The organism is Vibrio sp. 2130-1 (genome assembly GCF_033339515.1).
On record NZ_JAWOUT010000017.1, the window covers coordinates 1 to 13921 of the forward strand.

The 13921-nt window shown below is 44.6% G+C and carries 6 protein-coding genes and 1 riboswitch; of the genes, 2 read left to right on the forward strand and 4 right to left on the reverse strand.

Annotated features, from left to right (window positions below; genetic code table 11):
• Nucleotides 1–821: 821 nt before the first annotated feature.
• Nucleotides 822–2153, reverse strand: coding sequence for a cation:proton antiporter (locus R7Q09_RS20210; RefSeq protein ID WP_053306797.1), 1332 nt, complete (start codon nt 2151–2153; stop codon nt 822–824).
• Nucleotides 2154–2344: 191 nt separating this feature from the next.
• Here R7Q09_RS20210 and metH point away from each other — a divergent pair, with 191 nt between their 5' ends.
• Complete coding sequence (gene metH / locus R7Q09_RS20215; RefSeq protein WP_318071119.1) at nt 2345–6025, forward strand: methionine synthase; 3681 nt, start codon at nt 2345–2347, stop codon at nt 6023–6025.
• 86 nt (nt 6026–6111) lie between these two features.
• Here the strand turns inward: metH and lysC are convergent, their stop codons facing one another.
• Complete coding sequence (gene lysC, locus R7Q09_RS20220) at nt 6112–7464, reverse strand: lysine-sensitive aspartokinase 3 (RefSeq protein WP_318071118.1); 1353 nt, start codon at nt 7462–7464, stop codon at nt 6112–6114.
• A gap of 101 nt (nt 7465–7565) precedes the next feature.
• Nucleotides 7566–7744, reverse strand: a riboswitch (Lysine riboswitch).
• A gap of 220 nt (nt 7745–7964) precedes the next feature.
• On the opposite strand from lysC, the gene R7Q09_RS20225 reads away from it, so the two are divergent.
• Nucleotides 7965–9086, forward strand: a complete 1122-nt coding sequence (locus R7Q09_RS20225; protein ID WP_104975641.1) for a pyridoxal-phosphate-dependent aminotransferase family protein — start codon at nt 7965–7967, stop codon at nt 9084–9086.
• Between the two features lie 59 nt (nt 9087–9145).
• Here R7Q09_RS20225 and R7Q09_RS20230 read toward each other — a convergent pair whose 3' ends face one another.
• Both R7Q09_RS20230 and uvrA read right to left on the reverse strand, forming a co-directional pair.
• Nucleotides 9146–10927, reverse strand: coding sequence for a PglL family O-oligosaccharyltransferase (locus R7Q09_RS20230; protein ID WP_047103670.1), 1782 nt, complete (start codon nt 10925–10927; stop codon nt 9146–9148).
• 67 nt (nt 10928–10994) lie between these two features.
• Nucleotides 10995–13817: an excinuclease ABC subunit UvrA gene (gene uvrA / locus R7Q09_RS20235; RefSeq protein WP_005381241.1), complete on the reverse strand. Its 2823-nt coding sequence runs from the start codon at nt 13815–13817 to the stop codon at nt 10995–10997.
• Between the last annotated feature and the right edge of the window lie 104 nt (nt 13818–13921).

The window sequence follows — 13921 nt, forward strand, 5'->3', positions numbered from 1 at the left end:
GGTAGTTCAGTTGGTTAGAATACCGGCCTGTCACGCCGGGGGTCGCGGGTTCGAGTCCCGTCCACTCCGCCACTTATATTAAGCCTCAGTCGAAAGACTGAGGCTTTTTTCGTTTTGGTTAACCGACTTACCTTAAACCCACTTTCATATTGAAACCTTGCATCGAGAGGTAGGCTTCCCTCTGGTTATGCTTTCTAAGCCCTGTCATGAGTGAAGTGGAACGCAGTTTTGTGTGGTTCCTGCAGTCTCGAGCGCTAGTTTTGAGCCTCTTCATTCACCAAAGCTCCTTTTATTCGATATTAGAAAATCTAGTTATGTGACAGAGTTTAATTGTTTGAGGTGTCACTTGTTCCAATTTTGAAAACAGGACGACTTTGAATACAAGTTTAGTCTCACTGAGATCAAGAGAGAGGGGGACTAAATTTCTGTTAAGGCTTTGATCTACCTGAATGCTAGCTCAGTTTTATCTTGGTGAGATTGCTAACCTGTTTGGGTTCTGAACGCAATCACCCTAAATGTCTCTTTCTCATAAAAATACAAACTCGCTCATTGCTAAGTATTGTGGAAGTTTAGCTTTGATATTTGCGAGGAGCCTATATTGCCAAGAGAAGAGAAGTGATAAATGGGTAAATTAAAAGGCACGTCTATGAATACTATCTATCGGCAATAGTTAGTATCTATGAAAATGCAGCGTAGCGATTCTTCGTATATTTGAAGGTATATCAAAGAATAAGGAGCATTCGTCCTTGAAGGGGAGTCTGAAAATTAGTTATGAAAAAAGCAGCTAGGTAGCTGCTTTTTATTTATTAAGTTACGTGTCTTTAAGAGTCCACTGGCTCCGTATGTTCCGGAGTGGTTATTGCTTGGTTGTTCTCTTCCATCTTCTTCTCTTCTGCTTTTGCTTTTTCAATCATTGGGGTGATTGTTGAGCCTTGAATGAGGATAGAGAAAACAACGACGGAGTAGGTCATTACAAGAATAATCTCTTTTACATCGATTAACTTATCTTGAATCACCCAAATACCAGATGGAATGGAAAGTGCCATTGCCAATGCAAGGCCCCCGCGTAAGCCGCCCCACGTCAAAATACGTACTGACCACGGGTTATATTTTCTGTAACGCTTAAAGCCAATGTACGAGAGAAATACGCTTAAATAGCGAGCTGCTAGTACAAGAGGGACTGAAATAGCCATCATAATCCAGTCTTCTTTGTGGAATTCAAATAGCAGCATCGACATGCCGATCAGTAGGAATAACACGCCATTCAAGAACTCATCAACAAGCTCCCAAAAATGGTCAAGGTGATCTTCACTCTCTTTTGAAAAGCCAATAAAGCGTGTCCAGTTGCCAATCATAATACCGGATACAACCATCGCGAGTGGGCCTGATACATGGATGTATTCAGCAAATGCGTAACCTGCTGTTGGGACACCAATGGTAAGTAACAATTCCATTGAGTGATCATCGGTGGCACTGATCAAGTAGTGGAATAGCAAACCGAGGACGAAACCATATGTGATACCACCGATAGCTTCTTGGATGAAGAGTAAGGTGACACTACCTACAGTTGGTGCCTCAGTGCCAAATGCAATCGTAAATAGAGTGACGAAGATAACCAAACCGAAGCCATCATTGAAGAGCGATTCTCCTTCAATCTGAGTGGAGATACGTTTGGGAGCATCGAGTTTTTTAACAATAGCCAATACAGCGATTGGGTCAGTTGGCGATATTAGAGCACCAAATAGTAAGCAGTAGACCAAATCAAATTGGATGCCAATTAACTGACAAAACCCATACAGCGCAAATCCAATAAAGAACGTGGAAAACAGTGTGGCTCCAAGGGCTAAAACAGTGATCTCCCACTTTTGATCTTTAAGGTTCGGGAGTTTGATGCCTAGTCCACCAGCAAATAGTAAGAAGCCAAGAATGCCTTTGAGCAAGAAATCTTCGAAGTTAATCCTTGTGACCGTCTCCGTCGCAATTTCGGTGAGATGGAACCAGTTGTTTTGACCCGCAATTAAGATTAGAAGTGAAAGCACCATTGAACCTGCGGTAATCGCAATGGTGGTTTGCATCTTTCCTATCTTGCTGTTTACAAAAGCAATTAGCATCGCAGCTGCGGATAGAAAACATAAAGTATGATAGACCGACATAGAGCTCTCTATTTGTAACATTTTATGAATGGAATTCTCGGCTGATGCTGCTTAAATAGCAAACATTTTTTCGTGATTATTTTGCAAGTTAAAAAGGAGATAAAATAATCATTAATTCTACGTTTAGACGTCTAGACTCCTGAAGTTTGTGTGATAGGATGGAAAGATAACTAAAGGAATGAGGCTGTACTGTGGGAAGTAACGTAAGACAACAGATTGAAGCTCAATTGAAGCAACGTATTCTTTTGATTGATGGTGGTATGGGGACCATGATTCAGGGATACAAACTTGAAGAGCAAGACTATCGAGGAACGCGCTTTGCGGATTGGCATTGTGATCTAAAAGGTAACAACGACCTGTTGGTTCTAAGTCAGCCTCAACTTATCAAGGAAATTCACGCTGCATATTTAGAAGCGGGTGCAGATATTCTCGAAACCAACACGTTTAACGCAACAACCATTGCGATGGCTGACTACGAGATGGAAAGCCTGAGTGAAGAAATTAACTTTGCAGCAGCCAATCTTGCACGTGAAGTTGCAGATGAATGGACCGCAAAAACACCCGATAAGCCGCGTTATGTCGCAGGGGTTTTAGGGCCGACGAACCGAACTTGTTCTATTTCTCCTGATGTAAATGACCCCGGATATCGAAATGTTTCTTTCGACGAGTTAGTTGAGGCTTACTCTGAATCGACTCGTGCTCTAATTAAAGGTGGTTCTGACCTTATTCTTATCGAGACCATCTTCGATACGCTTAACGCTAAGGCTTGTTCATTTGCTGTTGAAAGTGTGTTTGAAGAGATGGGTATTGAGTTACCTGTGATGATCTCGGGGACTATTACTGATGCTTCCGGTCGGACATTATCCGGTCAAACCACAGAAGCGTTTTACAACTCATTACGTCATGTTAAACCGATTTCGTTTGGTTTGAACTGTGCACTTGGTCCAGATGAGCTGCGTCCTTATGTTGAAGAGCTCTCTCGTATATCAGAATCTTTTGTTTCCGCTCACCCAAATGCTGGGCTTCCGAATGCATTCGGCGAATACGATTTGTCGCCAGAAGATATGGCTAAGCATGTTAAAGAGTGGGCTCAAAGTGGCTTTTTAAACTTGATTGGTGGGTGTTGTGGTACAACTCCTGAGCACATTCGCCAAATGGCACTCGCGGTTGAAAATATCGCCCCTCGTCAATTACCTGAACTTCCCGTTGCTTGTCGCTTGTCTGGCCTGGAGCCACTCGCTATTGATAAAGACTCTTTATTTATCAATGTCGGTGAGCGTACGAATGTAACCGGTTCTGCGCGTTTTAAGCGCTTAATTAAAGAAGAGCTGTACGATGAAGCGCTCGATGTGGCTCGTCAACAAGTTGAAAATGGCGCTCAAATTATCGATATCAACATGGATGAAGGCATGTTGGATGCACAAGCTTGTATGGTTCGCTTTTTAAACCTTTGTGCGTCAGAACCTGAAATCTCAAAAGTACCAATCATGGTTGACTCTTCCAAGTGGGAGGTTATTGAAGCCGGTCTTAAGTGCATCCAAGGCAAAGGCATTGTTAACTCGATCTCTCTCAAAGAAGGCAAAGAGAAATTCGTTGAACAAGCTAAGTTGATCCGCCGTTACGGTGCGGCTGTGATTGTGATGGCGTTTGATGAGATTGGGCAAGCAGATACACGTGAGCGCAAAGTAGAAATTTGTACCAACGCTTACCGAATTCTTGTTGATGAAGTAGGCTTTCCACCAGAAGACATCATTTTTGACCCAAACATTTTTGCCATTGCTACGGGGATCGAGGAGCATAATAACTACGCGGTGGATTTCATTCAAGCCGTTGGAGATATCAAACGTGATTTACCACATGCGATGATCTCGGGTGGGGTTTCTAACGTCTCATTCTCTTTCCGTGGCAATAACTATGTTCGCGAGGCGATTCATGCGGTATTCCTCTACCACTGTTTTAAGAATGGTATGGATATGGGGATCGTGAATGCGGGTCAGTTAGAAATCTACGATAACGTGCCTGAAACGCTGCGTGAGGCTGTGGAAGATGTCGTTCTTAACCGTCGCGATGATGCCACTGAGAGATTGTTAGATATCGCGGCGGAATATGCAGGCAAAGGGGTAGGTAAAGAGGAGGATGCCTCTGCACTTGAGTGGAGAACTTGGCCTGTTGAAAAGCGCTTAGAGCACGCGTTAGTGAAAGGAATAACTGAGTTCATCGTTGATGATACCGAAGAGGCTCGTGTCAACGCTTCAAAGCCATTAGAGGTGATTGAAGGCCCACTAATGGATGGGATGAACGTCGTCGGAGACTTGTTTGGTGAAGGTAAAATGTTCCTTCCTCAGGTCGTAAAATCTGCCCGAGTGATGAAGCAAGCAGTCGCGCATCTGGAGCCCTACATCAATGCAGAAAAGCAGGTGGGACAAACAAACGGTAAGATTTTGCTAGCGACGGTCAAAGGTGATGTACATGATATCGGGAAAAATATCGTTGGCGTTGTATTGCAGTGCAATAACTACGAAATTATCGATCTTGGTGTCATGGTTCCTTGCGAAAAGATCTTAAAAGTAGCGCAAGAAGAAAACGTCGATATTATTGGTTTATCAGGGTTGATCACGCCTTCATTAGACGAAATGGTGCATGTTGCAAAAGAGATGGAGCGTCTCGACTTTAACTTACCTCTTCTCATCGGTGGCGCAACAACGTCAAAAGCCCATACAGCAGTTAAGATTGAGCAAAATTACAAGCATCCAGTGGTTTACGTGAACAACGCCTCACGTGCAGTGGGCGTATGTACTTCTCTTCTGTCAGATGAACGTCGCCCTGAATTTGTTGAAAAACTTGAAGCTGATTACGAACGAGTACGTGATCAACATAATCGAAAGAAACCGAGAACCAAACCAGTGACATTAGAAGCGGCTCGAGCGAATAAAGTTGCGATCGATTGGGAAGCTTATACACCTCCAGTGCCTGTTAAGCCTGGCATTCATATCTTCGATGATTTTGATGTGGCTATATTACGTCAATACATTGATTGGACACCATTCTTTATGACTTGGTCACTTGTGGGTAAGTATCCAACAATTTTCCAACATGAAGAAGTTGGTGAAGAAGCAAAACGTTTATTCGAAGATGCCAACGAGATACTTGATCGAGTTGAGCGAGAAGGCCTGTTAAAAGCGCGTGGAATGTGTGGCTTATTCCCTGCTGCGAGCGTGGGGGACGACATTGAAGTTTATGCTGATGAAACTCGTACCGACGTTGTGAAAGTATTACGTAACTTGCGACAACAGACCGAGAAACCAAAAGGATTCAACTATTGTTTATCCGACTACATCGCACCTAAAGAGTCGGGTAAGCATGATTGGATAGGGGCATTTGCTGTCACTGGTGGTATTGGTGAACGAGAGCTTGCTGATGAATACAAAGCACAGGGAGATGATTACAACGCAATTATGATTCAAGCGGTGGCGGATCGCCTAGCCGAAGCGTTTGCTGAGTATTTGCATGAGCGTGTCCGTAAAGAAATTTGGGGTTATGCTGCGGATGAAGATTTATCTAACGATGATCTCATTCGTGAAAAATACCAAGGTATTCGCCCTGCACCAGGTTATCCAGCGTGCCCTGAGCATACTGAAAAAGGACCGCTTTGGGAGCTACTTAATGTGGAAGAGAATATTGGCATGACTCTAACCTCCAGCTATGCAATGTATCCGGGCGCGTCAGTCTCTGGTTGGTATTTCTCTCATCCTGACTCACGTTACTTTGCGATCGCACAGATCCAAGAAGATCAGCTAGAGAGTTACGCCGATCGTAAGGGGTGGGATAGGGTCGAGGCTGAAAAATGGTTAGGGCCAAACATTAACGGTTAAATTGATGTTTACCTCGTCAAAATGTAACAACTAATGAAACGACAAAGGGCTGCAGATACGCAGCCCTTTGTTTTATTGAGTTGAACTTACTTCTCAAACAACTTAGTGTGGAGTTTTTGTATGGCTTGTTTCGATACCGATTCATGGAGCAAGAAGCATAAGTTGTGAGGGCTAGCGCCATAACAAATCATGCGTAGGTTAAAATCTTCTAGCGTGCCAAAAACCTGTTTCGCGTAGCCTTTACTCTCACTCATGTTGTTACCAATGAGAGCAACGAGGCATAGGTCATGTTCAACTTCTACCTTACATAACTCTTCTAACTCTTCTCGTGCAGCTTGCGGCAGCTGTGGTGCTCCGCCAGATGTATCAGTTTGATCAAGTGTTAACGATACACTGATTTCAGATGTCGTGATCAAATCGACAGAGATCTTATGCTTTGCAAGGATCTCAAAAACCTTCGCTAAGAATCCGTATGCGTGGAACATATTGGCGCTGCGTAGCGTTACCATGGTTTGGTTACAACGCAAAGCTAGCGCACGGAATAACGGTGAGCTTTCGACTTGGTGGCGAATCCAAGTTCCCCCTTTTTCTGGCTCTTTCGATGACCCTACAAATACCGGAATGTCGTGGCGTAATGCGGGTACTAGCGTAGAAGGGTGAAGGATTTTAGCGCCAAAGTTAGCCATTTCTGAAGCTTCACTAAAGCTGATCTCGGGAATTGGTGAGGCTTTTGGTGCAATTCGCGGGTCTGTTGTGTAGATACCCGGAACATCAGTCCAGATTTCTAGCCCTGCCGCTTTAACGCTCTCAGCAATTAAGGCGGCGCTGTAATCGCTGCCCCCTCGACCTAATGTTGTTGTATTACCGGCTTCGTCAGATCCTATGAAGCCTTGAGTAACAACAACGGATTGTTGGCAAAGTGGTACGAGTTTATCTTGCGCAAGCGTCGAAATTGCTTCAATGTTTGGCTCCGCGCGACCAAAGTTGTCATCAGTACGCAGCACATCGCGGATATCAAAGCGCACAGCTTGAATGCCTCGCTCACACATTAACTGAGTTAGAATATGCGTCGACATGAGTTCGCCACATGCGACTAAATGATCGGTTAACTTCGCACTAGCTTGGATAGATGCAGCCTCGGCCAGGCTGGTTACGGTATCTAATATGCCATACACCTCGGCAGCAGTTTTCGTGCTGTCTTCGAGCTGAGTTAAAATGGCGTCATGAATGTTGGCCAGATTTTGCAGCAGCTCAGTACGGTGCGTTTGATCCTGAACACCGTTGGCGAGTTCTACCAATAGGTTGGTGACGCCAGAGCAAGCGCTGCTCACGACCAGGCGAGTATTTGGATTGTTTTCGATAATGGTGGCGCAACGACTCATTGCCTCAAAGTTGGCAACACTGGTTCCACCGAATTTAGCTACGTTAAATGCGCTCACTGCGTTCTCCCACGACTTCCTAAAAAATTGTACATCCAATGTTTAGTGAGAAAAGGAACAGAGCAAAAAGAGAGGTATTTAGAATGCTATTTGAAAAATTTACCCTCAGAAGCCCTTCATCAGACTGCGCTGATGACAGTTGATGGGATTCAGCCCAATTCAACCGACAAGTCAAATCCTGCAACTTTGACTTACCTCGGCACTACTCCCCCTCAATGATTGGTGTTGGAATTGCGGTTCCACAAATCATCTACCTGGGTAGCGCTCCTCTTCTACATAAAGCTCAAACATTGAACGGTTTTGAGGCCTTAATGTCAATCAATATTTCAACCTTTATGGTGTTTTTTATTAACGATTTTGTGACACTGGTTTGACCTCCATACTTACGGCTAATTGCTGATAGAGGAAAAATCTATTAGGGTGAAGAACCCTACACCTGAGCCATGTTATTGAATAGAACTTTTAGAATGCTCAGGATAAAAGATAATCAAGGAGCTGACATGTCGATCCAAAGCTTTATTCCACCTCACCGTATTTTAATGGGACCTGGTCCTTCTGATATTTATCCTCAAGTGTTACAAGCACTAAGCCGTCCTACTGTAGGTCACCTTGATCCTCTGTTTATCGGTATGATGGATGAGCTCAAGCAGCTATTGAAGTATGCCTTTCAAACTGACAATGAGTTCACTATTGCGGTTTCAGCGCCAGGTAGTGCAGGGATGGAAACCTGCTTTGTAAACTTGATCGAGAAAGGCGATAAAGTGATCGTCTGCCGTAATGGTGTATTTGGTGAACGCATGCGCGAAAATGTCGTCCGTGCTGGTGGTGAAGTTGTTATCGTCGATGATGAATGGGGGACGCCTGTTTCCATTGATAAAGTCGAGCAAGCATTCGAACAGCACCCAGATACAAAAGTTCTTGCTTTTGTGCATGCGGAAACCTCAACTGGTGCAGTCAGTGATGCTCAAGCATTGGGTAAGCTGGCGAAACAGCATAATGCATTATCTATTGTTGATGCGGTGACATCGCTTGGTGGTGTGCCGTTAAAAGTGGATGAATGGCAACTGGATGCGGTTTACTCTGGTAGTCAAAAATGTTTGTCATGTGTACCTGGGCTCTCACCAGTGACGTTTTCTCCTGCCGCGATTGAAAAGATTCAAGCAAGAACAACACCAGTACAGAGTTGGTTCCTCGATCAGAGTTTAGTTTTGGGGTATTGGAGTGGAGAAGGTAAGCGTAGTTACCATCATACGGCGCCAGTTAATAGCTTGTATGCGCTTCATGAAGCTTTATTGATACTGAAAAATGAAGGATTAGAAAACGCTTGGGCTCGTCACCAACTGATGCATGAAAAACTCAAAAATGGCTTACAAAAGTTAGGCTTTGAATTTGTTGTGGACGAAGCCCATCGGTTGCCACAATTAAATGCGATTTACGTGCCTGAAGGAATTGATGAAGCAAAAGTTCGTGCTCACTTGCTAGAAACCTATAACCTAGAAATTGGTGCAGGCCTTGGGGCATTAGCTGGTAAAGCGTGGCGTATTGGCTTAATGGGTTACGGCGCTCGATCTGAAAACGTTGCGCTGTGCTTAAAAGCGTTAGAAGAGTCACTCACTGAATAAAATCATACAGCAATGAGATAAAGAAAAGCGAAGGTCATCCCTTCGCTTTTTTGTATTTATTACTCAGCTCCTGAAGTGGGGGCTGGTGAGGCAGAGATTGCTTGAGAAGGTGGTTGGTAATTGACGTCACTGAAATCAATCTTCGGGAACAAAAACTGCGCTTCAGCTCTAATTTGCTCCGCTTTACTTGAGTCATCTAAGCCTTGGTAGGCCAAAATCAAATTATTATAAAATGCAGGGCGAGGCTTATCTTTGATGATTTTTAGCGACCAATCGATATAAGGCTGAATCAAGGTTGCGTCTTGTTGGTACAGCCCAAGGTTTAAAAACGTGCTATAAACATCCCAATCAAATCTGTCTTTCCAAACCACAGGGTTACTGACTTGATTCAGAATATCAGGGTTAGTTGGCCTAGTGGTCTCAAACTTCGTCAATACATAGTTCGTATGCAATGCGCTTACCATGTAAAACGTAAACGCAACGGGAAGTACCAAACTAAAAACACGCAGCAAGCTTTTGGTCACATTACTAAAGCCGACTTGTCGATAACGAGAGACGCGCTGATCGACCCAGTACAGCAGGATAACGAAGATCAACCAATGCACGAGAGAGTGGTAGAAAGGGTATTCCAGTTGCGAGTGCAATACGATAGGTATAAACAAGGCCAGCAACGCAAGACGAGTTCCGCGTTTGGCTTGATAGATTCGATACAGTACCAGTGCCATCGCTAAGAAGATGCCGAGTATTGGCAGCAAGCCACCTTCGACTCCCCAGTAAAGTAGCTCATTATGCGGATGATCCATGGCTGGCAAACCAGCTGGGTAATTCTCATTTAGGGCATGTTGACGAGCCGTATACAGCATGTACTCAGATTCAAACTTGCCATATCCATAACCAGTAAAAGGCTTTTCAATCACCATGTCTAATGTTTGCGGAAAAGTATACGCTCGAGGAGACTCCATATTTACTTTTTCTGCGGCTAACCCACCTCCATCAGGAAAGGCAAGATGCATGACAACGACTGAGAGTAAGAGCCCACTTACAAGTGACACAACCCAGCGGATAAAGCGCCCTTTGGTTGCAAAGCGGTACATGTATGGAATGACCAACAACACGGCGATGACCGAGGCTAACCAACCAGTGCGTGAAGCCAATGCCACAATTAGTGGTAAAGTTAAAACTGGTACGGCATAGAGAAGGTAAACATCGCTTAACTTACGATCGTATTTGTAGGGCTGACGTGCAAGTAAATAGCTGGCAATCACCAACCCTGTCGCAAGAAAACTGGCCATTACATTGGGCTGTTGGAAAATACCATAAGGACGATTGGCCACCGTGTCGTAACCAAACGGATTGCCTGGTTTGAGATACAGATATTGTGTCAAACCAAAAATGGCTTCGATAACAACCGCAAGGACAATGAACCATAATAGGCGTTGGCGATGTTTATTACTGAAATGAAATTGTTGTAAAACAATAAAGAACAGGACACCACACCACAGGCCTATGAGCTTATTGGCTGCCAAGCTGCTATTCGCATTTGGGTACAGAATGGGCACTGTCATGATAAGAGCACTAATGAACAAGCCGATGGTTAGTTTTGAGTAACGTAGCACTCGATTATTCGCTAGTTGGTAACACCCAATGCCTAATGCAAAGCTAAAAGCAATCCAAGTTGTCGCATTGAACGAAAGCGAAAGCCCCGAACCGCCGGGGTTGGGCATGAAAAAGTGCATTGCCAACACAAATAGTGTTGCCAAGGCAATGAGAAACTTGCGATTGAGGGGAACCTGTACTTTTTCGGGAGAAAGCTTTGTTCCACTTACATGTATAGTAGCCATAGTTATTGCGTTGTTTTGAATGAAAAAAGACCAGCACTTGCTGGTCTCGATACTTTACCTGTTTTTTCTACTTCAACATAGGCTTGAGGAAGTGAGCTGTGTGCGAACCCTCGATTTGCGACACATCTTCCGGAGTGCCTTGAGCGATTATCTCGCCGCCACCTTGACCCCCTTCAGGACCAAGATCGATAATCCAGTCCGCAGTCTTAATGACGTCCAGGTTATGCTCGATCACCACGACAGTGTTTCCGTGGTCGCGAAGTCTGTGCAGTACAGTGAGCAACTGCTGGATATCATGGAAGTGCAAGCCGGTTGTTGGTTCATCCAAAATATACAAGGTTTTTCCTGTATCACGTTTGGATAGCTCTCGCGCCAGTTTCACACGCTGTGCTTCACCACCGGAGAGTGTTGTTGCCGCTTGACCCAATCGTATGTACGACAAACCCACATCCATCAGTGTTTGTAGTTTGCGAGCGATGGCAGGAACTGGATCGAAGAAGGTGCGTGCATCTTCGACCGTCATTTCTAGCACTTCATCAATAGTTTTACCTTTGTAACGTACTTCGAGCGTTTCACGGTTGTAGCGTTTACCTTTACACACATCACATGGCACATAAACATCTGGTAGGAAGTGCATTTCTACTTTGATAACACCGTCACCCTGACAGGCCTCACAACGACCACCGCGCACGTTAAAACTAAAACGGCCCGGTTTGTAACCGCGAGAACGCGACTCCTGTGTGCCTGCAAACAGTTCACGGATTGGTGTAAAGATCCCCGTATAGGTTGCAGGGTTAGAGCGAGGTGTACGGCCAATTGGGCTTTGATCGATATCGATGACTTTATCGAAGTGCTCTAGACCTTTAATCGATTTATAAGGTGAAGGCTGAGCCGTTGTCGCTCCGTTAAGTTGGGTATGCGCAATTTTAAAGAAAGTATCATTAATCAGCGTTGATTTACCTGAGCCAGATACTCCTGTAATACAGCTGAATAACCCAACAGGAATTGAAAGGTTAACGTTTTTAAGGTTATTACCTGTAGCGCCTAATAGCTCAACCGTTTTTTTCGGATCTCGCGGCGTGCGATCTTTCGGTACTGCGATTTCTTTAACACCACTTAAGTACTGACCTGTCAGAGAATTCGGATTCGCGACTATCTCTTCCATGGTGCCTTCCGCAACAACATTACCACCATGTACGCCAGCACCAGGACCAATATCTATGACATGATCTGCACAGCGAATCGCATCTTCATCGTGTTCTACCACAAGTACGGTATTACCTAAATCGCGCAAATGAGTGAGCGTTTTTAATAAGCGTTCATTATCACGCTGGTGGAGGCCAATCGACGGTTCATCTAAGACGTACATGACACCAACAAGACCTGCACCAATTTGGCTTGCTAAACGAATACGTTGAGCTTCACCGCCTGATAAGGTTTCCGCACTGCGTGATAAGTTTAGGTAGTTCAAACCGACGTTAACTAAGAATTGCAGGCGGTCGTTGATTTCCTTCATCACTTTTTCAGCGATTTGGGCTCGTTGACCTTCCAGTTTCAAGGAATGGAAGAACTCCAATGCATCAGCAATGCTGAGTTCAACAATCTCAGGTAGTGTCGTATCAGCAATAAACACGTTACGTGCTTCGAGGCGTAGACGAGTACCGCCACAGCTTGAACAAGATTTAGTGGAGATGTATTTTGCAAGCTCTTCACGGACAGAGTTGGATTCTGTATCACGATAGCGACGTTCTAGGGTATTCAGAATACCTTCGAATGGATGGCGTTTAACGCGAATATCGCCACGATCGTTGATGTATTTAAACTCAATCTCAGTACGACCTGAGCCCTTTAGAATGACATCTTGCGTTTTCTTTGGCAGAGAATTAAAAGGGGCATGGAGGTCAAAACCATAATGATCGGCCAATGAGGTGAGCATTTGGAAGTAGTAGTAGTTCTTTTGATCCCAACCGCGAATCGCACCTTGTGCCAAGCTTAATGAATCATCTTGAATGACTCGGCTTGGATCGAAGTATTGTTGAACACCCAAGCCATCACAAGTGCCACATGCACCAGCAGGATTGTTGAATGAGAAAAGTCGCGGCTCTAACTCTTGCATGCTGTAACCACATTGTGGACAAGCGAAGTTGGCGGAGAAAATAATCTCTTCACCGTCGCCATCCATTGGCGCGACAACCGCAATTCCGCCTGATAATTCGAGCGTGGTCTCGAAAGATTCGGCCAAGCGCTGTTGTAAGTCTGGACGAACTTTAAAGCGGTCTACCACGACTTCAATGGTGTGCTTTTTATGTAGCTCAAGGGTTGGAGGATCGGAAAGATCGCAAGTTTCTCCATCAATACGCGCACGAATAAAGCCTTGAGCCGCTAAGTTCTCAAGCGTTTTAACATGCTCACCTTTACGTTCTTTGACAATAGGCGCTAATAGCATCATTTTGCTGCCTTCCGGCATCTCTAGGACTTTGTCCACCATTTGACTGATGGTTTGCGCAGCAAGAGGGGCATGGTGCGTTGGACAGCGGGGTTCGCCCACACGAGCATACAATAGACGTAAGTAGTCGTAGACTTCGGTAATTGTACCGACGGTTGAACGCGGGTTATGAGAAGTAGATTTCTGTTCAATAGAAATCGCGGGTGATAACCCTTCAATGTGGTCGACATCGGGTTTTTCCATCAGAGACAAAAACTGACGAGCGTAGGCAGAGAGAGACTCTACGTAGCGTCGTTGGCCTTCTGCATACAATGTATCGAAAGCGAGAGAGGATTTACCGGAGCCACTTAGTCCAGTAATGACAATCAGTTTATCGCGAGGGATTGTAAGATTAATGTCTTTAAGGTTATGGGTTCGGGCACCGCGAACTTCTATTTTATCCATCGTTTTTGCTCTATGTATAACCAAGTGGGGCAAGTATTACATAGTGTGAGAAATGTGCAAAGAAAATTACTGGATAAAAAAACAGTAAAGTAAAAAGCCCAGCG

What these genes read in the sequence shown, in the direction of transcription:
- R7Q09_RS20210 (WP_053306797.1), bottom strand. Translation starts at nt 2,153, where the DNA reads ATGTCGGTCTATCATACTTTATGTTTTCTATCCGCAGCTGCGATGCTA.
- R7Q09_RS20225 (WP_104975641.1), top strand. Translation starts at nt 7,965, where the DNA reads ATGTCGATCCAAAGCTTTATTCCACCTCACCGTATTTTAATGGGACCT.
- R7Q09_RS20230 (WP_047103670.1), bottom strand. Translation starts at nt 10,927, where the DNA reads ATGGCTACTATACATGTAAGTGGAACAAAGCTTTCTCCCGAAAAAGTA.
- uvrA (WP_005381241.1), bottom strand. Translation starts at nt 13,817, where the DNA reads ATGGATAAAATAGAAGTTCGCGGTGCCCGAACCCATAACCTTAAAGAC.